Source organism: Terrisporobacter hibernicus (assembly GCF_020809405.1).
GTDB lineage: Bacteria > Bacillota > Clostridia > Peptostreptococcales > Peptostreptococcaceae > Terrisporobacter > Terrisporobacter petrolearius.
In genome coordinates this window covers 3476040-3495982 of record NZ_CP081135.1, presented here as the reverse complement: position 1 = coordinate 3495982, position 19943 = coordinate 3476040, and the positions used below count along the sequence as shown (strand labels likewise).

At 26.9% G+C, this 19943-nt stretch carries 20 protein-coding genes; 4 read left to right on the top strand and 16 right to left on the bottom strand.

Going from position 1 to position 19943, the window contains the following annotated elements:
* Nucleotides 1-214: 214 nt before the first annotated feature.
* Together JW646_RS16905 and JW646_RS16900 are read right to left on the bottom strand one after the other, a co-directional pair.
* Nucleotides 215-625 carry a hypothetical protein gene (locus JW646_RS16905; RefSeq protein ID WP_228415747.1) on the bottom strand — a complete coding sequence of 137 codons (411 nt, stop codon included), beginning with the start codon at nt 623-625 and terminating at the stop codon, nt 215-217.
* 587 nt (nt 626-1212) lie between these two features.
* On the bottom strand, nt 1213-1863 hold the full coding sequence (locus JW646_RS16900; RefSeq protein WP_228415746.1) for a hypothetical protein: 651 nt from the start codon (nt 1861-1863) through the stop codon (nt 1213-1215).
* 184 nt (nt 1864-2047) lie between these two features.
* Here JW646_RS16900 and JW646_RS16895 point away from each other — a divergent pair, with 184 nt between their 5' ends.
* Nucleotides 2048-2191: a hypothetical protein gene (locus JW646_RS16895; protein WP_228415745.1), complete on the top strand. Its 144-nt coding sequence runs from the start codon at nt 2048-2050 to the stop codon at nt 2189-2191.
* A 141-nt stretch (nt 2192-2332) separates the two neighbouring features.
* Nucleotides 2333-2650: a hypothetical protein gene (locus JW646_RS16890; RefSeq protein ID WP_228415744.1), complete on the top strand. Its 318-nt coding sequence runs from the start codon at nt 2333-2335 to the stop codon at nt 2648-2650.
* Nucleotides 2651-3201: 551 nt separating this feature from the next.
* On the opposite strand, the gene JW646_RS16885 is transcribed toward JW646_RS16890, so the two are convergent.
* The 3 genes from JW646_RS16885 to JW646_RS16875 all read right to left on the bottom strand — a co-directional run bounded on the left by JW646_RS16885 (nt 3202) and on the right by JW646_RS16875 (nt 4754).
* Nucleotides 3202-3579 carry a DUF3139 domain-containing protein gene (locus JW646_RS16885; protein WP_228415743.1) on the bottom strand — a complete coding sequence of 126 codons (378 nt, stop codon included), beginning with the start codon at nt 3577-3579 and terminating at the stop codon, nt 3202-3204.
* Between the two features lie 56 nt (nt 3580-3635).
* Nucleotides 3636-4100, bottom strand: coding sequence for a hypothetical protein (locus JW646_RS16880; protein WP_228415742.1), 465 nt, complete (start codon nt 4098-4100; stop codon nt 3636-3638).
* 207 nt (nt 4101-4307) lie between these two features.
* Nucleotides 4308-4754, bottom strand: coding sequence for a hypothetical protein (locus JW646_RS16875; RefSeq protein WP_228415741.1), 447 nt, complete (start codon nt 4752-4754; stop codon nt 4308-4310).
* Between the two features lie 204 nt (nt 4755-4958).
* On the opposite strand from JW646_RS16875, the gene JW646_RS20165 reads away from it, so the two are divergent.
* A complete protein-coding gene (locus JW646_RS20165; protein ID WP_255701439.1) occupies nt 4959-5093 on the top strand; it encodes a hypothetical protein in 135 nt (44 codons plus the stop codon).
* A 217-nt stretch (nt 5094-5310) separates the two neighbouring features.
* Here the strand turns inward: JW646_RS20165 and JW646_RS16870 are convergent, their stop codons facing one another.
* The 9 genes from JW646_RS16870 to JW646_RS16830 form a co-directional block, all read right to left on the bottom strand.
* Nucleotides 5311-5604: a YciI family protein gene (locus tag JW646_RS16870; protein ID WP_148556584.1), complete on the bottom strand. Its 294-nt coding sequence runs from the start codon at nt 5602-5604 to the stop codon at nt 5311-5313.
* Between the two features lie 351 nt (nt 5605-5955).
* Nucleotides 5956-7101, bottom strand: a complete 1146-nt coding sequence (locus JW646_RS16865) for an AI-2E family transporter (protein WP_228415740.1) — start codon at nt 7099-7101, stop codon at nt 5956-5958.
* A gap of 223 nt (nt 7102-7324) precedes the next feature.
* Complete coding sequence (locus tag JW646_RS16860; protein WP_148556582.1) at nt 7325-7633, bottom strand: TfoX/Sxy family protein; 309 nt, start codon at nt 7631-7633, stop codon at nt 7325-7327.
* An 80-nt stretch (nt 7634-7713) separates the two neighbouring features.
* Nucleotides 7714-8592: a DUF4085 family protein gene (locus tag JW646_RS16855; RefSeq protein ID WP_228415739.1), complete on the bottom strand. Its 879-nt coding sequence runs from the start codon at nt 8590-8592 to the stop codon at nt 7714-7716.
* Between the two features lie 133 nt (nt 8593-8725).
* On the bottom strand, nt 8726-9169 hold the full coding sequence (locus JW646_RS16850; RefSeq protein WP_228415738.1) for a GNAT family N-acetyltransferase: 444 nt from the start codon (nt 9167-9169) through the stop codon (nt 8726-8728).
* A gap of 250 nt (nt 9170-9419) precedes the next feature.
* Nucleotides 9420-9794: a GNAT family N-acetyltransferase gene (locus tag JW646_RS16845; RefSeq protein ID WP_331478093.1), complete on the bottom strand. Its 375-nt coding sequence runs from the start codon at nt 9792-9794 to the stop codon at nt 9420-9422.
* A 195-nt stretch (nt 9795-9989) separates the two neighbouring features.
* A complete protein-coding gene (locus tag JW646_RS16840; RefSeq protein WP_228415736.1) occupies nt 9990-10565 on the bottom strand; it encodes an SF0329 family protein in 576 nt (191 codons plus the stop codon).
* A 204-nt stretch (nt 10566-10769) separates the two neighbouring features.
* On the bottom strand, nt 10770-11150 hold the full coding sequence (locus JW646_RS16835) for a ribosomal maturation YjgA family protein (RefSeq protein WP_074916173.1): 381 nt from the start codon (nt 11148-11150) through the stop codon (nt 10770-10772).
* A gap of 94 nt (nt 11151-11244) precedes the next feature.
* Entirely contained in the window at nt 11245-11814 is a 570-nt protein-coding gene (locus tag JW646_RS16830; protein ID WP_074916171.1) for an HD domain-containing protein, read from the bottom strand.
* Between the two features lie 283 nt (nt 11815-12097).
* On the opposite strand from JW646_RS16830, the gene JW646_RS16825 reads away from it, so the two are divergent.
* The gene (locus JW646_RS16825) at nt 12098-12409 is read left to right on the top strand and encodes a hypothetical protein (protein WP_139216743.1); all 312 of its coding nucleotides are present in this window, start codon (nt 12098-12100) and stop codon (nt 12407-12409) included.
* Nucleotides 12410-12477: 68 nt separating this feature from the next.
* On the opposite strand, the gene JW646_RS16820 is transcribed toward JW646_RS16825, so the two are convergent.
* The gene (locus tag JW646_RS16820) at nt 12478-13014 is read right to left on the bottom strand and encodes a YcxB family protein (protein ID WP_074916166.1); all 537 of its coding nucleotides are present in this window, start codon (nt 13012-13014) and stop codon (nt 12478-12480) included.
* Between the two features lie 232 nt (nt 13015-13246).
* Nucleotides 13247-19900: an NPCBM/NEW2 domain-containing protein gene (locus JW646_RS16815; protein ID WP_228415735.1), complete on the bottom strand. Its 6654-nt coding sequence runs from the start codon at nt 19898-19900 to the stop codon at nt 13247-13249.
* Between the last annotated feature and the right edge of the window lie 43 nt (nt 19901-19943).

Here is a 19943-nt window from a genome sequence, read left to right as displayed (position 1 = left end):
ACAATGATAGAAAAAGAAATATTCAAACAGGATAAGTATATAGTGTTGGATTAATAATCTTAAATATTTGCGATCTTATATATCAATTAATAGTAAAAAAAATAATAATTAATATGAAGATTTAATTAAAAAGACTAAGAACAAAAAACAACTGTATCCTAGTATTTTCAATGTATACACTAAGCTACAGTTGTTAAAAGAACTAATGGAATTATTAGTCTAATAATTTTTTATATTCTTCAATATCATCAAATTCTGTTCCAAAACTTGATGGCATATCACTTATATTTTTCATATTTATTGGTTTACCCTTATTTAGTTGATTAATAGTTAAATCAAAAGAATTATCTTCTTTTAAACTAATTTCAAAATTTTGTCTATCACTACTTAATTTATAGGTATTATCTTTATTTAAAATTTCATACACTCCTTTATCAACTTCTCTATTATCAATATATTCAACAAAACTATTGTCTGTTTTATTAAATGAAATTTGAACATGATATCCATTTACTGGATCACTCTGATAAAATCCGTGCAAAGGTAAATTTGCCTTAGATGATGAACAGCCAATTAATAGTAATGTGACAGAAAAAATTAATATAGAAAATATCTTTCTTTTCATATTTTTAGTCCCCCTTTATATAATTAACATTAGGTAGCTATTATAAGAGTTATAGTAGCAGATTTAAACTTTATGCAAAACATATTTATTTAATTGTTTAATATTAATGTTTTGAAATCAGTTTCTATGAACTGGACTTGTGTTAGTGAAACCCTCAAGGCATTGGGGGTTATAATGTATTTTAAACTTGGTGTAATGAGAGCATGATATACTTTATATTGTGGTATTTTGTGATTAATAAGGTCTTGAAACATAGGTCTTATTAATAACAAAAGTATTACGAATATGATATTTAATTAAAATAAAAACCTAATAACAAAAAACACATCCGTCAAAATTCGTATGCAGCTTGAATAAGGAAGGAAAGAAAGCGAAGAAGAATGCGACAGTAAAAGAAGAGAACTTTAAATTTTAAAACTTGATTTTGAAAATTTAAAACCTTGTAAGTTTTTCGCCTACTCAAAACTTATTTCAAAAACAAAAAACGAAATCAGAATGCTAAAAAAATATTATATTTTTCAAAAGTAAAGAGACAAATTAAACTTAAAATAGGTTAAGTTTAATTTAGTGGGGGACAAATTTTATGGTTATATAGATGAGCCTTCAGTAATATCTGATTTAGCAACTTCTAATTCAAATTTGGTGATCTCCGATTCAAAATATATATTAATGGTCTTGTCTTCTAAATCTTTTCTAAAAGTCTCCATATCATTATATATAGATTTTATTTTCTCTTGTTTAACTACTTCGTTAATCTCGCTTTTAAAATCCTGATATGATGGCATATAACATCTAAAAAAACTATCACTAACTAAAATTAAATTTGATGCTTTAGAAAATGACGAATATATATCTTCTATATCCTTTAAAATTTTATCATAAGGATTATTTATAAAATTTAATATTTTTTTATTGAATTTTATAAAATTATGTATTTCAGCCGACTTATATTTAATTTTTTTTATAGTTTCAAAAGAATTCGTGATTAAATCCAGAATCTTATTACTTTCATAATTATCACTTAGCTTTTTTATTTGGCTTATCTCGTTTTTTAATTTTTCTATAAGAGTATACATATCGTTATAATACTTTTCAAATTCATTATATTTACTTAATTTTATTTCATTTTTAATTTTTGCTTTATCTTGATTTTTTGAATAGCATATAGATATGAATCCACCAACAACAGTAGCTAATATTGTTTTAATAAGATCTAATATTATTACCTCTATATCCATGTTATATTACCTCCAATTATATTTATGAGTATTGTTATAAGACTCATAAATTATTATATTGTTACTATTTGAGCTAATCAAGTTACTTTTATATATATCTATATATTTAATAGTTTGCACTCTTAAATATATAGTCATGGAAGAAAATGTTCCATGGCTAAATAAAACAAATAAAAAATAGCTTGTGGAACGTGTAAATAATACATATAAAGAAGTGGAACAGTTAGAAGAAATAGCGATAGTTCCTGAAACTAAGGAGAATACATTAATTAATAGAAAAACTTATTATTTAAGATATCTAGTAGAAAAGCCCTTAGAATTCAATTAAATAGATTCTAAGGGCTTTTCTACTAGATGTAAGATACATAACTAGTTCCTAAAGTAAAATTTAAAGATTTGTTAAGTGAATTTTATTTTTAAAAAATTTGATATAATAAGATTAATAGGTTTAAAAAGGGAGGGGATACAAATGTCAATTATAACTATATTAATGGTTATTTGGTTTTTTAATAGAAGTAATAAGTTAAAAGAAACTAAAGATATAGAAAAATATGTATTAGTATATTCCAGAAGAATCAAAGATAGAGATGGATATATAAAATTTTACTCCAAAATCTATTATAGAAGTGGAATATTTTTAATTATATTTGAAATATTTTGTATGCTAAATAAATACTATTTTGATTTGCCTGTTAAGGTACTATTCATATTATTTTGTATAGTATTCATAGTAGCTCTTATAGAATCGGTTGTAATTGAGAAAAAGAGCAAAAAATTTACTTATTAGAAAATAGAATACACTATACTCTAAAAACACATTTAGAGTTTAATAAAAAAATATAGTCTGTAGATGCATCAGTGAGAGAATTTATATACTTATTTTTGAGCCACAAAAGAAAGTGCTTCATGCCTTTTTTGATTTTAAATTACTATATTACTAGGTTATAATATGGTAGTATAATTTAAATACACATATATGTTAGTAGGATTGTCAGTTAAGCATTCAAATTCACGATTTTTTAGATATTTTTTATGTTGTTTTGTTTAAAATTAATGTTTTAAAATTAATGTTTTGAAATCAGTTTCGATGAACTGGACTTGTGTTAGTAAAACCCTTAAGGCACTGAGTGTTATGATGTATTTAAACTTTGGATAATGAGAGCCTGATATATTTTATATAGTGGTATGTTGTGATTAATTCCTTCTTGATAATTTTATGTTATAAAGTAGGTATTACTTTGGAGATCATTTGTACTTACTGTAAAAATGAAATGGTAAAAGTTGCGAGTATTACTGTTATACATAAAAAATAGTCTCCCAAAAACCATAGAATCTTTTTTATTTATTATTTTCTTTTTCTAAAATTGGATATTTATGAGGAATTTTCTCATCATCTATTCCATTACCCATTTTATTATCAATACCTAAACTCATTTTATACTGATGAACTATATCAAATCGATTATAACTATATACATATGTCAAATCCTTATCGTCTTTGTACTTAACTAAGTATGCTATAGATGAAGTTTTTTTATCCTTTGTTTTTTCTATACTTTCTATATTATTTTTATCTACGTGTTGTGCTTTTATGTATAATTGAAAACTCTTTTCGGCCTCATTCCATTGATAAGGATATATCTCATAACGATAGTAAAAACTGGCCCCAATTAGAAATATCGCAAATAAAAAAATATATATGTATTTCTTTTTCATAATATAGATTTCTCCTTTTTAAATAATGTATATGTTACAATTTAAATGATACTATTTTACTTATTAACTATATACAAATCGAACTTACTTTTTTTACTATCAGATAAATTGATTTTTACTTTATATAAACCTTTTTGGGATACAAAATCAAAATTATATTCACTTTTAGATTTTTGATTTGCATTATCATATGTAGTTCCATTTGGATCTTCTATTTCAACTGAAATAAATTCTTTTGATAAGTTCTTTATCATTATCATTTTCTTTTCATCTAAATTTATATCAAATTCATATTTATTTTCCATATCCTTTGTTTCTTTGACTACTTCATCATAATAATTTATATAATTTTTTGACGAATCATTTGGAAATTTTAGGTCTTTTTCTAATGATATAATTTTATTAGACTTTTCTTCTTCATTTTTAATATTAGAATCCTTCAATTCATTTTTATTACAAGAAACTAATATTAATAAAAGTAAACTTAATGGTAATATTTTTTTTATTATATTTTTCTTCATAAAAAAATCCCCCTATCTATCTGGAATATAAATCGTTATAACACCTGTTGAATGATTACTTATTTCATATGGAGTTGCTATTTTAACTGTTTGACTTAATTTAGTTACAAATTTACTTCTGTATCAAATAAATTTAATATAGAAAACCTAAAATTATATAATGCAATAGAATTATTAAAAAAACTTAATTTTAAAATATAAGTGGTTTTATTTTTTAATTAAGTTTTCAGTGAATTTCACTGAGGTAATGCTAGGAGTATATCCTTCATAATTTAAAAAGGCACCAATAATAGAATTATTTTCACTAACTATTAAAGACAATGTTACAATTCCATCATTGAACTTAGAATGTTCATTTAATTGATATGTACTAATTTTAAAATTATTTTTGTTTTTTTCAATAATATTTTCATCATATCCACCTTCTTTACATGATGATACAATCATAGAAAATACATGATCGTCTTTAATATCTAATTCTAAATCGTATTCACTTTTATCTTTTTTTAAAGAATATCTATTTTCTTTAGCTATTTTTTGACCTTCATTAAATGTATTTAAGTATTTTGTTGTGGTACCTTCTTTTGTCTGACATCCAATTATTAAAATAACTGTAGATAAAATACAAAATAATATAAGTATATATTTCTTCAAACTATCTCCTCCATATACTCTTTATTTGTTAGATTTTTTACTAATGTACTATTAATTATATTAAAGGAAATAACACTATTATCCTTTATTTATAAATATAAAAATAGATATTTATAAACCTCTCTTATTTTAGTATATATATATGATATTTTAAAACTACAAAAGTAATAAAAAAGTAGTTTATAATATATTTGAGGTGATTACATGAATAAGGATAGATTTAATGAACTAGATATATTTGAGCAGATAGATTTAGATAAATTAGAAATAGACGATTTTAAGGAAAAGTTGTTGTTAGGTCATATAAACGATATGAGCCTATTCAAAAAGAATTTTTAGATAAATATAGATAAAGACCATACTGCATTTTTACAGAAAAAGTGTAAATTGGCCTTTATCTATATTTATTATACTTTTTTCTTTTAGGTTTATATCTTTTCAATTTTACTATTTTAGGTATTAATTTTATACTTATCATAGCTCTCAAATATTATAAAAAATAACGTATATTAAGAACAAAAATATCTGTAATAAAAAGAAAATTTATTTATATTCTCTATAAATTTTCTAGTTCCTTAGTTATTAATTCTTTGTTAATTTTTGATGCTTCAAATTCAATAATTTCATAATTACCTAATTTGTTAATATAAAATGGATCTTCTTTTATAATTCTACTAACTTCTTCTTTATCAGCGTTACATAAAATTATTCCACCTGTTCTAGGGTTCTTTCTTCCTGAACATATAAATTTGTTATTTGCATAATACTTATTTAAAAACGCTATATGTTCCTCTAGTTTTTGTTCAATTTTTTTCAACTCAACTGTATACGTTATGTTTACTATTACCATATGTACATCCCCTTTAATAAAATATATTTACAGTATTAAAATTAGTCCTTTTAAGTTTTAAAGTCAAGTATAAAATTAGTATTAAAATTTATACTTTAGGCTAATTGTTCTTTAGACAATAAAAAATTCGCTTCGCTCATATCGCCAACGAGATGCCTTTGCTATCGCTTCAGGCAACTCCGTTGCTCAAAAATACATTTTTTACACTTACTAAATGAGTTGGTATAACTTCATTCCAAAGTTTATCAATAGCGTAAATTTAACTATAATTTCCTAATATGTAAAAAAGTTGCTTCGAAAAGCAACTTTTTGTTTTTGTATATTATAGTAAAATACTCTTTTAATTGTATTTTATATAGATAATTGTTCTGATTCCAAAGAAGTATTACTTCCTTCTCTTTTATTCAAATCTGTTTTCAACAATTGATAAATAACAGATACTGTAGGAATTCCAAATAAAACTCCTTGAATTCCAAACAATCCTCCGCCTACCATAACTGCTGCAAATACCCAAATACCAGGAAGTCCAATAGAAGAACCTACAACTTTTGGATAAATAAATTGATTTTCTAATTGTTGTAACACAACTATAAACACTAAAAATAACATTGCCTGAGTTGGTGACACTGTAAAAATCATAATAAATCCAACAATTGCACCAATATAAGCTCCAGCTATAGGAATCAATGCACTACATCCCATAAGCACTCCTACCATAAGTGCATATGGGAATTTTAAAATAAACATTCCTACTGTACAAAGTGTTCCAAGTATTATAGCTTCTGTACATTGTCCAACTATAAAGTTATGGAAACTCTTGTCAATTATTCTTAGCACATAAAATGTTCTTTCACTTATTTTAGGACTTGTGTATGTGTTTATTAGTCTAGTAAATTGATTACTTAGTTTTTCTTTTCCACCTAATATATAGATGGCAAATATTGAACCTACTACAAAATTAAATACTACTGAGAAGACACCAGTCACATATTCTATAACAGTTCCTGCTCCAGAAGTAAACCACTTAAAACCATTATCAATTATTTCTTTCCAGTTTATCATATCCATATTAAAATTGGCTATATCTTTAGGCAACAAGTTTTGTATGTTAGGATTGGAATTTAATAAATTAACCATGTGATCTATAAAAGGCGGAATACTAGAAACAAGCACTTCAATAGATGATTTTAACTCAGGTATTATTAACCTTGCTACTAATATAAATATAATCACAACGCTACCAATTGATAAAAGTATTGATATTGTTCTTTTAAACTTAATCAATCTTTCATTTTTAAATTTTTCAAATAATACTTTCTCGTAAAACTTCATGATAATATTTAAAATATAAGCAATCATGCACCCAACTATTAGAGGGTTGGCTACTGCTATAAACGTTCTTACTCCTGCCGAAATATTTTTCCAGTAATAAATCATAAGAAATAGAGCTATTACTGAAAGTCCTACTTTTATAAATATATTTTTTTCTATTTTCATTAAAAATCTCCTTTTTCTAATAGGCTATTAGCTTGTTATCAATACTTTCATTGATTTTCTATATTTTATTTTATAGCTAATATTACAATATATTTTATTGAAAATCAAGTAAAAAAGATATAGGGCCTAGTATTATACTAATTCTATATCTTTTTAGTTTATAATTTAATTAAAATTATTATAGCTGAACCTACAACAACATTGCACATGTACATTAAAACAGCTATTTTTTTCGTGCTGGCAATTCATCGTACATAGAATCAAACAACCTTGTCAAAAAGTTTTTGCTATCCACATCATTAACAAGCAGCATTTTCTTTGCCCCTTCATAAGGTACTTCATAAGAAGCTGTTGGCATAAGTGATTTTGCTGAATCAATAGGTTTTACAAGTAATCTATCGTCATAAATACCACCTACAATTTTACCACGGTAATAAATAATAAATTCTCCCATCATAGCTCTATATGAAATTTCTTCTAAATCAGATAATTGTTCTAAAATAAAATCCAAATACTCTCTACTTGAAGCCATCTTTTCCACCTCACAAATTTATATTAGCAATATATTCTCACCAAATATTTGTATCTTAAAATGTTGGTTTTTACAATAATTTACTCAAAATCCACATCACTTGCTCTCAAAGTTATATAATCGTACTCATACTCGTTGTTGCTGCTTATCCCTATGTGAAACTCATATAAATCATCTATCTTATATATTTCATCGTAGATCCAGTATGAATTTTCCTCCAAATTATTTTCTATAATCTGGCCATTTCTATAAATTATCTTATTTATATCTGTAAAACCTCCACTATTATCAAGATCAAAGACAATATCATCTCCAACTTTTTTCACACTTAAAATCTCACAGTCATGAAAATCATAATTGTCTAGGATTTTCTGTGGAATCTGCTTTTCTACCTTTTTAAAGTAATTAAAGTAATCCTTCATTACTTTTTCTGTTGTTTTTTCATTTTCTTTGCAATATTTTTCTATTCTCTTTTTAATATTTTTTGATGCCTTATTAAGAGCCAAGACTCTTATATCTGCCACATCATCTAAAATATCTTTTGGCAAATTGTTTTTTAAAAATTCTATTTCATACTTATGACTTTGGGCAAATTCACTTGTCAATTTTACCTCATCATATTCTTCTATTTCAAAGTTTTCTGCTGCTTCTCTTTCTTCTTCTAGTATGCTATTTCTAAGTTTTTCTACTTCCTCTTGTGACATAAATTCACTAACACTTACCATATTACCTTCTTCATCCAAAACAGATATTTCATCCCAATCTGTTTCATCAAATTCATCTTCTTCTGTCATTTCGCATATTTCTTTTTGCTCTTGTAAGAAGTTTTTCAATTCTTTTTTGTATAAATCTTGGTAGTATTTTTCATCAAATTTTTCTGCTTTTTTTGTAGATCTCATTAGCATATATATGTCAGTTCTTCCCATATCCCTTTGATATTCTTTTGTAAAAAACTTCATAATAACTTCCCCTTTTTTAAATAAAGATAATAATTTTTTATTTAATGCCCTTTCTTTTAATCCTACTTAAAATTCTACATTATTTTCATCATATATATCAACTTTAATTTAAATTTCCTAAGCAATTTTATATTTATTTTTTATATATCATATCTATATGTGGAATGTTATCTTCTAAATATTCCTCTGAAACAGCTTTAAACCCAAGACTGCTATAAAAATCAAGTAAATATGCTTGTGCCTGAATTTTTATAGTATTTTCAGACAAATTATTTTCTATAAATTCAATAGCTTTTAGCATCATTTTTCTTGAAATTCCTTTTCCACGATAACTTTTCTTAACAGCTACTCTTCCTATTGATATTTCATCGTAAGAAACTCCTTTTTCTAAAATTCTCAAGTATGAAACTATTTCTCCATTTTCTCTCAAAAATAAATGATAGGAATTTAAATCTTTATCATCACAGTCTAAATAGGGACATTCTTGTTCTACAATAAATATTTCATTTCTTAATGCTAAAATTTTGTATATCTCTTCTATATTAAGTTCGTTAAATTCTTTAATTTTCCAATTCATAAATTTACCTCCATCTACATTCTACTTAAACTCCCTATAAAAACATAAAAGCACCCAGTCTAATCCCTCCTTAAAAAGGCCCTAGTGGGAAAAGACACAGTGCTTTTTAATACTCTTACCCGGGGATAAGAATAAGCATCGTATTATTTAATTATCAATAATAATAACATATGCATAACTTTTAATCAATCTGTTGTTTGAATCATAATGCCAAGTTCTTAGAAATATATCTTTCAACAGTATAAATTTGCTATAAACCTTTTTTCATAACAACAGCATGTAATAATTTTTCATTCCAGTTTAAGGTTATATTTTCTATACTTTCAAAACCATTTTTTCTCCAAAAATCAAGAACACGTTTATCATAATTTGTAACAACATCAATTCTTAAGCTAGTACTATTGCTTGACTTTATGTACATTTCAAATAATTCATATACCTTTATTCCTATACCTTGGCCTTTAAGATTACTATTAATCATAAGCAATGATAAATATGTTTCTTTATCTACTTTAAAATCAATTATACCTACTATTTCATTTGAATTTTTTTGAACAATTTTACATGAGTAAAACCCTTCATTTTTCATTATCTTTAATTCATCACGTACCCATTTTGTACTTATACTTTCTTTACCTATGTGACTTTTTAAAAAAAGCTTATTTGAGTTATATATTCTTACAATATCATTTAAGTCTTTACTCTCAATTAAGTTTATATAAAAATTATTAAATTCAAAATAAATAATGCTCTCACCACCTTGATATAAATATGATTATATTAATTGGTCTAAAAGTAAAATAAATCTGTTTAATTTAAATTATCTATTTTCTTCAAATATAATCTCTGAAGAATATTTTTTTTCAGAATCTAAACGTAGTTTATAAAAAAACTGTAGCCACTCTGGCTGTATGTCTACTTGATCTGCTAATTTTCTAAGTGTTCTTTTACCTATACGTCTATCCATTATAGCAAACATTCTAATTATTGGATTTTCAGATGCAATACTTTTTTCAATAGGTAATCCTTTATACTCTCTAATTGCTTCAGTAACATCGCAAATATCAAAATCTCCATTGTTTATTGACATCTCTATAAATTTATCTTCAATAACTTTGTTTTCTTCTTCATATAAATATCCATCACCAGTCCATTCTCTATCTGGCACATCAAGCTCTACTTTAGTCCTACATTCCAATTTGTAATATCCCTTTACATAGTATGTAAATGGATTTGCTTTAGCATATTCATTTTTATCAACTCTAACACAAAACCTTCCATAGTCATCGTGTGCGTAACGATAATGTGTCAAAAAATAATGAACACGACCTCTCAAACTTTCACACAAAAACTCTTCTTCTAATTCTTTTTTTAACCCACTCCATGATTTCCCCATATATATCTCCTTTTATAGCTCTCATTTAATTAACTTTTGTTTATATAATAATAACTCAAATTATTACCTCGTATCAAGTTATACCAACTATATATTCTAATAGGTTTTAAATATATTAACATATAATATTAAGTGAAATACTTACTTATGAGGAATTGTTAAAAATCTAAAAAGGGGGGCACATTTTTGTGCACCCCCTCTCACTTACTTAGTATAATTTAAAAATCTATCTATTATTACAGCAATTGTAATCCCTATAAAATAGCTTATTAAGTCCATCCATAAGAAACCATGTCCAAGTACTAAAGCTCCAATAGTAGTTTTTCGTATGGCATTTATCCAGTTTGCCTGATATAGCTGACTTATTTCTATTGTAAAGGAAAAAATAAGTGCTATATTGAAGTTTTTTAACAGATCTAACTTGGGAAACAAGAACCTAAAACCAAAGTAAACCATCATAGCCCACAACATGTCTCCTACAAATGGAGCAATGCTGCTTGGAAATATAAACATAAATTTTCTCGATAATAAACCCATTAACATTACTACTATTGTAATTATAAAGTATACTACTCTTTTAGTCATAATAATCATTTCTCCACATCTTCATTCACAATAACTTGAACTAATAACCAAAATTAGCATCCTTGCTTGTTATATAGTTCTGTTATTATTCTAACTAAGATTCATTCTTTTGAGATATTTTTTGTGTTGTTATTTTGTCTATTTCTTTTTTAAGCTCTTTTAAGTAAGGAGAAAATTCCACCTTATCTGCACCATAAATAAGCTGCAAGTCATATTCTAATGGAATCCAAGTACTAATATCCGCCTCGTTATGCTGAATAACTGCCTCTAAATTATCTAAAGCTTTGTAAATCTTAGCTTCATCAGTCTTACGTTCATTCATTTCCTTTAAAAGTTCTGTGAATTCCTCACGGTAAGGACTCGGGAAACTTGCAATCCACTTGAAGAATACCTCATCCTCTTTTTCACTATCTTCTTCTTTTTTCTCAAAAGCAGGAATATCGCCAGTAAAGGCTTCTCCTAAATCATGAATCAAACACATACGAATTACCTTGTCCATATCAATGTCTGGAAATTCGTCACGCATTAATAATGCCATTAATGCAATACGCCAGCTATGTTCTGCCACACTTTCATGGCGTCCACTGGATGTCCATGAGTGTCTAGTATTGCATTTTAGTTTTTCTGCTACTGTTAATATTTCTAGAAATGTTGCTGTATTCATAGTTAATCCCCCCCTAGAATTTTTATCTAAAAACTTAAATAACTTCATATATATAATATCATACTATAGTCTTTGGATTAAATAAAAAGCCCTTCATCTAGCAAAGACAAGAGCCAATTTCTTAAGTTTACTTTGGTATATAAGCGTTAACGTCTTCTTTTGATAACATTGCAGATTTTTAAAAATGCTATAATAAAAACAAGTACACAATTGTTATATATTTTAAATCAACATATTGTATGAAATTTACGTCATATAAATATTTATATTTGGAGGGATTAATGTGAAAAAAAAGAAAATTGGAATAGGTTCACTTTCTTTATTATTATTTATTGTTGGTTGTTTATTTAGTTTTACGTTTAATAATCTCCGTATAGGAGATAATATCTTAACTTATATTGGTCTAAAAGCATGGTCTAATGGCAATAGTGGAACTCATTATACAATATTTTATTCTTTATTATTTTTTATTCCATCATTAATTTTGGGTTATAAATTTAAGGAGGACTTTGGCTCAAAAGTTGGTAAAATACTATCTACGATTATGGTAACAATTATAGTCATAAATTCCTTATTATTTACTTCTGTTTTCTAAATCACAATTTTAATATATTACCAAATAAAAAATCCAATATGTCAACTATTGGATTTTTTCATATTAATTTATATATTTACTCTTTTATATTTATTTGTAAGATTTTTTATATATAAAGACCTTAAGCTATCAATAATTTCACTTTCCATATCTTTTTTTCTTATTAAGGTTGCATTATTAACATTTAAATAAGTTATAAAATAATCCTTTGACTCAAATACTTTGTAAAATTGAGCATATTTAACTTTTATCTCTCCTTCAAATACTTTACTTTTTACTATTAAAAAATCTTCATAAAAGTCTAATACTTCTTCTGAATCCAGTGACCCTGTTTTATCAGTTTTTATTATTCGTCTAAATTTCATTTCGATTTTTAATATAGTAGCTAAAATTGCTACAATCATTAATATAATCCAATAATATATAAATCCTATTAAATCAAATTGATTTTCACTATAAAAAATTAGACCAGATATAATAGCAGTAAATAATACCATAACTATCATCATCATTTTGCTTTTTAAAAGTGTTGATATGTATAAAAACTTATGGTAATCTTCCTTTGCCATAGTGGTTTTCACTGTAAATAATTTGCTATAATTCATGTTTGCCCCCTTTTAGCTTTAATATATAATAGATTATAATTTAAATGGAAAATATAGTAAATAATTATATTTGTAAACAAAACCATATATAACTTGGGTTGATGTAATTATTCTAAAGATTTAAAAGGGGGGCACATTTTTGTGCCCCCCCTCTTACTCACTGTGATTTAAATTTTATCAGCATAAATTACTGCATCTTCATATCTAGTGTATGTGCATAATCAAGTCTTTTTTAAAGTGATGTTTTATCAACACTATTCTCATTTACATAGTGAAGTTTTGCATCTCCCCATGTAGCATGATCAGATCCATTTCCATTTCCACCATCTTTAACTATAAGTTTTAACTCTTTCGCCTCTGTTATGTCTACATCTACAAATTTCATAGGAGTTGTTGAATTCATTACACCACTATCAAATGTTTTTTCTCCGTCTACATAAACTTCAAATTGAATACTACCTGGACTATTATACATTTGTCTATCAACACCAACATAAGAAGTAAATCTTACAGAGTTTTTATCACTTAAATCATATACTATTGTAGAAGTAGAATGAGTTCCTATACCCTTTTCAAAATTAACTGTTTGTCCCTTTTCATCAGTTAATCTAAGTACATTAGAACTTACTGAATTATCTTTGTTTACAGTTCCCCATCCTGAGTTTGCGCTTTTCCAATCATAGTCACTTAAGTATTTAAAATCTTTCATATCTACCACATTTATTTTACGAACTTTACTTACTGTGTTATTGTCACTGTCTGTTACTGAATAAGTTATCTCATATTCACCAACTTTATTAAAGTTTACCTTATCAGTTCCAGTTACTTTAATTTTAGATGTTATATTTCCATCTTTAGTATCTGTAGCACTTATTTTTCCTATTAAACTTTCTAAAGTTTCTCCCACTTTAACACTTTGAGATTTCGGTATGTTCAAAGTTGGAAAAGTAGCTCTAACTAATTCTTCTGCTTTATCAAAATCAGCTTGGAATAATTCATTTGCTGGATGTGATGCAACCTCTTCTTTTAAAGCATTTATTTCATCTAAAGTATCATAACCTTCTGTTACTTCTTCCTTGTTTGAGTTTGTAAACATACTCGCTACTTTATCTGCTAGTTCATCTTTTTTATAAAATGACATTTCTCCCATACTTGCCCAGTTTTCTATTGCACTGTCAAATACAAATTTAACTCTTCTTGCAGTAGTATCATTTATGTCAAACTCTACAACATCACTAGCATTTCCATTATAATTTCCTTTACCAGCTAAAATAAAGTCATTTCCTTCTGCCTTAGTTGAAACATATATTGAAAAGCTAGTAGCAAATCCCTTACCAGCTCTTCTAGCTGCATAAGACATTTTACTAATCTCTTGCATTTCACCTAAATCAAATGTTACTTCATTTTTAAATGTATTGCTATTCGGTTTATTTGTTTCCCAATGAGTGTCTATGTTATTATCAATAGCTTTGGTTATAACATCACTACCATAATTACCTGCATTATTACTTATAGATGATACTGGTATTTTAAACTGTTCATTGTATTGTTCTAAATTGTCAAAACCTAAATACTTAGATTTTTTCACATCAAAAACTTCATAAGCAGTTATATATCTAGTTTTTTCAGTAGTGTTTTTGTCAGAGTTTGTTACTCTATAAACTACTTCAAATCTTCCAATTTTGTTTTTTTCAAAATTATTAGATATTACTTCAACACTAGAAGTTAAATCTCCATCCTCTGCATCTTTTGCAGTAACATTTTTATTTATATCTATAACTTGTCCTACTTCTATTTGTACATCTTCTGTAGTAATTTCAGGTTTAGAATTAGTCACTAAAAACTTGGCATCTGCCCATACTGTGTGATCTGAAGCGTTATTATTATTAGCTTGATCTGTTATAAGTTTTATTTCACTAGCTCCATTTACAGGTATATTTATAACTTGTGAATCATCATTTGTTTTAAATGTTTTTGACTCAAATACTTCCTTGCCATCTACTAAAACTTTAAACTTAGCTGATGCATTAGTATTACCTCTTTCTTTTCCATCTAATCCTATACGAGATGTAAAGAATTCATAGTTTTTATCACTTAAATCAAATGTAATCTCAGAGTTAGCATGAGCTCCTATACCTTTTCCAAAAGTAGTTTCCTCATCATCTACTAAAACAGATATAGCGCTTCCTGCTGGTGCTTTATCATTTTTTATTCCACCCCAGTCACTTTTTTGTATTGTATATTTCGTATCAGATGCGTAATCTTGTCCACTATACACTAGAATTTCCCTAGTTTTAGTTGTAGTATTATTATTACTATCTGTTACAATGTATTTTACTTTGTATTTACCTGTTTTAGATGTTGTTAAGTTTCCTTCCTCAACTACAATTGACTCAGTTAAATCCCCGTCTTCTATGTCTTTCGCTGTAACTCCATTTCTTATATCAAATTTACTATTTAATTTTACAGTAGTTACATCTTGTGCATTTATAATTGGTTTAGTATTGTTATTTATAAATTTAGCATCTGCCCATACTGTTTGGTCAGCGCCATTGCTTCCTAACCCATCAGTAACAAGTTTTAATTCTTTTACACCTTCTAAATCTATACTTACAAAATCGTGGTCCCTGTTAGATGTAAACTTTTTACTTTCATAAACTTTTTCTCCATCTGCATAAATTATAAATTTTGCACAAGAATTTGGGTTATCTCTCATAGATTGATCTATTCCTATATATGACTCAAATTTATCATAATTTTCTACATCATACACAACTTCAGAATTAGCATGTGCTCCTAGACCTTTTGTATATGTGGTTACTATACCTTGTCTATCTAGTTCTATTGCTGTGTTATTTGGTGCCTTATCTTTTCCAAGTTGCCCCCAACCTACTTTATATGAAGTTTCTTGTACATCTGAAGCATAAGTTATCTTACTAACAACACTAACTTTCATAGTTTTTTCTACTGTTAAATCTGAGTGAGTAACAGTATACTTAACTTCATAATTACCTTTTTTAGATGTATCAACATTACTATCCACTTTAATATCTTCTATTACATTTCCTTGGTAATCTAGTGCAGTAACATATTTTTTTGCATCAAATTTATCTCCTATACTTAAAGTTATATTTTCCTCTATACTTAAAGTTGGCTTTTGTGATTTACTATTTATTGCTTGTGCTGTGCTTAAATCTTTTGCATAAGCAACTATAGTATAATCTGCTGTTTCATCATATTCCCTAATTGTAAATAAATTTGTTTTAGTAAATCCTACAACTTTTCCATCTTTTAATATTTCATATCCTAAAACATCATCTTGATTATTTTTATCAACACTAAGCTTTAATGATAATGTATTTTCTTCTTCGCCTAAAGTAGACTTAACATTAACATCTATATCTTTAGTAAATCCATCTCCTTCATAATCATAAGCTCCACCATGTAGATATTCTATTTTTTTATTAGGCTTAGGTAAATCTTTTACTGCATCTCTCATCTGATCAGTAATTTCTATGTCACTATAATTCCATCCTTCAAAGAAATCAAGTAAGTTAACACCTAATCCTAATGAATAAGCAACTGATAATCTTTGAACATCATAACCATTTATTGATTTTATTAAATCTGTATTATCCCTAACTGCTTTTGAAGCTTTTGCATAAGCATCATACCCATAAGCTATGTTTAATTGAGATAGTACTGCTAATCTTTCAAAATAATGCATTGCATATTCTTCATTTGCTCCATTAAATCTTTTAAATATTTCATCCCAACTGCCTCTATCTTCATTTATTCCTTTATCTGCATTTATTCTTCTATATTCTTGGGCATATAAGTTGTTTGTTACTTCTCCATCAACTATATATTTTGTATTGAGTATATGACCAAATTCATGAGTATAACACCAGTTGTCATTGCCTTTCATATTTGGTGGAGCTGCTATCATTTTAAAGAATCCACCATCACGCTGCGCATTATCACTACCTAGATATCCTGTATATCCATGGGCAGCAAATCCAAAAGGTACGTTTTGGAATACTCTAGCTACAAATTTATTAGGGAAGAAACTGTCCTTTTCTTCATCTGCATCTTTTTCTAATCCCATAAAAGTCTGGAATAATTCATACATCTTTTCCCATTGTGTCATAGTATCTGATATGTCTAAGTCTTGTTCTTCTGCTAATTTTAAACCTTCTAAGGCTCCTAACGCAGACGTTGTTATAACTACATTATCTGATACAAATTCTGCTATATTAAATACTTTTCCTTCTGGATTCCCATTAGTGAAAGATGAATCTGAAAGTTCAACTTTCTTTGCATATTCTTCTAGCTCTTTTCTATACTCTTGTGGATCAGTCTCCCCATGGAAGTAAGTTGGGAATGATGTCCCTCCAACCATTCTTGCCCTAGGAGCATAAGCTTGCTCTTTCGTTGTTGCTTGATTACTTAAATAAACAGCTGCACAGTTCATATTTGTTGGCGCTTTAATTGTGTTTTTACCCGGTTGTAGCTTAATACGTCTTGTCCATCCATCTATGACTTTACCTACTTGACCAAACCATAGTTCTGGTAATTTTCCATCTGGGTCTGCATCTAAATAAACAACTATTTCCTCACCTGGTGTTACATATTTTCCAAAAGACTCCATAGATATATATGCTGCACCATTTACCATTCTTTTTCCTGACTCTGTTGTATAGTGACCCCTTTGAACCCCAGTTACTATACGACTTGTGTTTGCACTATCCTGGTCATTTAGTAAACTTTTCGCTAAGTCTATTATTTCTTGGTATTGCTCTTTTAATGGGTGAACTTTTGCTCCTTCTTCTAATTCTTCTATTTTTTTCAAAGTATTGTACTCTTGACTTAATTCATTCATTAATCTATTAGTAAATACATTTTTTATTTTATCTTTTAATTGATCTTCACTATAAAACATTATTTCTGATGCTGAAGCCTTATTAGCATTACATTTTTTATAAACAAATTTAATTCTTTTAAATTTAGTTGGCTCAAATTTAAATTCAAGCATATCACTGGTTCTTCTCGCAGTACCATTACTTACTAATTTAAAAGTATCTCCTTTTGTTGTTTGAGATGCATAAATCTCAAACTCATCAGCAAATCCTATAGTATTTTCTGCTGATCGATAACTCATTCTATCTAACACCTTAGCTTCTTTTAATGTAAATACTATTTCATTATCAAAAGAGTCACTATTTTGTTTTCCTGTTTCCCAAAAAGTTTTTAAATCTCCATCTATCATTCTATCTTTTACATAACTACCATAGTTTCCACCGTTTGTACTTATACTAGATATATTAGAATTATCCATTTTAAATGTATTATCATATGCTTCTTTGTAATCTGTATAGAAAACATCAAATTTACTTACTTGTGCTTTTGTTGCTTCTATATTTCCATCTTCTAATAATGCTTTTGCATTTTCTATATCTTCTTTAAAATCATCATATAAAATATGTTCTTTACATTGATTTTCTAGTGCTACTATTTTTTCAAGTGTATTAAATTCTTCACTTAAAGTATTCATTGTACTATCTGTAAATAGTCTTTCAACTTTTTCTTTTGTCTTGTCTTGTTTATATAATCCAAACTCTGTGGCACATGCCCAGTTCTCATATCCATTTTTGTAAACAAATTTAATCCTTCTTGCATCTACTGGATTAAATCTTATTTCTACAGAATCTTTAGTAACTTTAGATGTTCCTGAAGATATCTTATGGAAAGTATCTCCTTTTGATGTTTTTGAAACATAAATATCAAATTCTTGTGCAAATCCTCTACTTACTCCTAGTGTATAAACTAACCTGTTTAAAGTAGTTATTTCATTTAATTCTATTACTACTTGATTTGTAAAATCATCTGTATTTTGCTTTCCAGAATGCCATCTTGTTTGGAAGTCTCCATCCATAGCTTTACTTATACTCATATCTGAATATTGTCCACCATTTGCACTTATAGACTTTACTTCACTTTGTTTTATTTTATAAGAATTGTCGTAGGAACTTAATCTTTCATCTTCAGAACTTAAGAATTTAGACACTTTAGAGTCTGAGTAATCAAATTCTCCACTTTCAAGAATAATCTTTGCATCACTTAAATCTTCTTTGAAATCATCATAAAATGGATGTAATTTACTTTCATTTTCTAATGCTTCCAATTTATCAAGTGTATTAAACTCTGAATTTAATGTGTTTTTGTTATCATCAGTAAATAAATTATTTAACTTATTTAATAATTTATCTTCTCTATAAAACCAAAACTCTGAAGCACTTGCCCAGTTTTGATTAGCTTCTTTAAATACGAATTTGATTTTTTTAGCTGTTATTTTATCAAATTTTAACTCCATCATATCTCTTGAAGTAGAGCTACTACCTGTGGATACTAATTTGAAGTCTTCATTGTCCCCACTTACAGATGCATAAATTTCAAATTTATTTGGATATCCTTTTCCTTTAGCCCCATCTTGTCTTGTTGCATAACCTATTCTATCTATAGATTCCACATTATTAAATTCTACAACGACTTCATTTTTAAAAGTTGAACTGTTTTCAATTCCAGTTTCCCAGTGAGTTGATAAATTACCATCAATTGCTTTATCCAAAGAACTTGATGCATATTGTTTGCCATTATTGGATATAGACTTAATTTCATCTCTTTTAAGTCTATATTTTGAGTTGTATTCTTGGAAGTTAGAATAATTTTCCAGATTAAAATCACTTACTTTAGCTGTGCTTAGTACGTTTTCCTCAATAATTTTAGCTTCTTCTTTTAATACTTCATCAGCAAAGACATTTATAGTAGGTGCTATATTTGCACTTAAAATAGATGCTAAAACTAACGTTGAAACTTTTTTCCTCATAAGTATTTCCCTCTCTTTTTAAGTTTTTCAAAACTAAGGGTTG

Excerpts from the sequence above, each read along its gene's own strand:
- JW646_RS16905 (WP_228415747.1), bottom strand. The coding sequence starts at position 625 with ATGAAAAGAAAGATATTTTCTATATTAATTTTTTCTGTCACATTACTA.
- JW646_RS16900 (WP_228415746.1), bottom strand. The coding sequence starts at position 1,863 with ATGGATATAGAGGTAATAATATTAGATCTTATTAAAACAATATTAGCT.
- JW646_RS16890 (WP_228415744.1), top strand. The coding sequence starts at position 2,333 with ATGTCAATTATAACTATATTAATGGTTATTTGGTTTTTTAATAGAAGT.
- JW646_RS16885 (WP_228415743.1), bottom strand. The coding sequence starts at position 3,579 with ATGAAAAAGAAATACATATATATTTTTTTATTTGCGATATTTCTAATT.
- JW646_RS16880 (WP_228415742.1), bottom strand. The coding sequence starts at position 4,100 with ATGAAGAAAAATATAATAAAAAAAATATTACCATTAAGTTTACTTTTA.
- JW646_RS20165 (WP_255701439.1), top strand. The coding sequence starts at position 4,959 with ATGAATAAGGATAGATTTAATGAACTAGATATATTTGAGCAGATAGAT.
- JW646_RS16870 (WP_148556584.1), bottom strand. The coding sequence starts at position 5,604 with ATGGTAATAGTAAACATAACGTATACAGTTGAGTTGAAAAAAATTGAA.
- JW646_RS16865 (WP_228415740.1), bottom strand. The coding sequence starts at position 7,101 with ATGAAAATAGAAAAAAATATATTTATAAAAGTAGGACTTTCAGTAATA.
- JW646_RS16860 (WP_148556582.1), bottom strand. The coding sequence starts at position 7,633 with ATGGCTTCAAGTAGAGAGTATTTGGATTTTATTTTAGAACAATTATCT.
- JW646_RS16855 (WP_228415739.1), bottom strand. The coding sequence starts at position 8,592 with ATGAAGTTTTTTACAAAAGAATATCAAAGGGATATGGGAAGAACTGAC.
- JW646_RS16850 (WP_228415738.1), bottom strand. The coding sequence starts at position 9,169 with ATGAATTGGAAAATTAAAGAATTTAACGAACTTAATATAGAAGAGATA.
- JW646_RS16840 (WP_228415736.1), bottom strand. The coding sequence starts at position 10,565 with ATGGGGAAATCATGGAGTGGGTTAAAAAAAGAATTAGAAGAAGAGTTT.
- JW646_RS16835 (WP_074916173.1), bottom strand. The coding sequence starts at position 11,150 with ATGACTAAAAGAGTAGTATACTTTATAATTACAATAGTAGTAATGTTA.
- JW646_RS16830 (WP_074916171.1), bottom strand. The coding sequence starts at position 11,814 with ATGAATACAGCAACATTTCTAGAAATATTAACAGTAGCAGAAAAACTA.
- JW646_RS16820 (WP_074916166.1), bottom strand. The coding sequence starts at position 13,014 with ATGAATTATAGCAAATTATTTACAGTGAAAACCACTATGGCAAAGGAA.
- JW646_RS16815 (WP_228415735.1), bottom strand. The coding sequence starts at position 19,900 with ATGAGGAAAAAAGTTTCAACGTTAGTTTTAGCATCTATTTTAAGTGCA.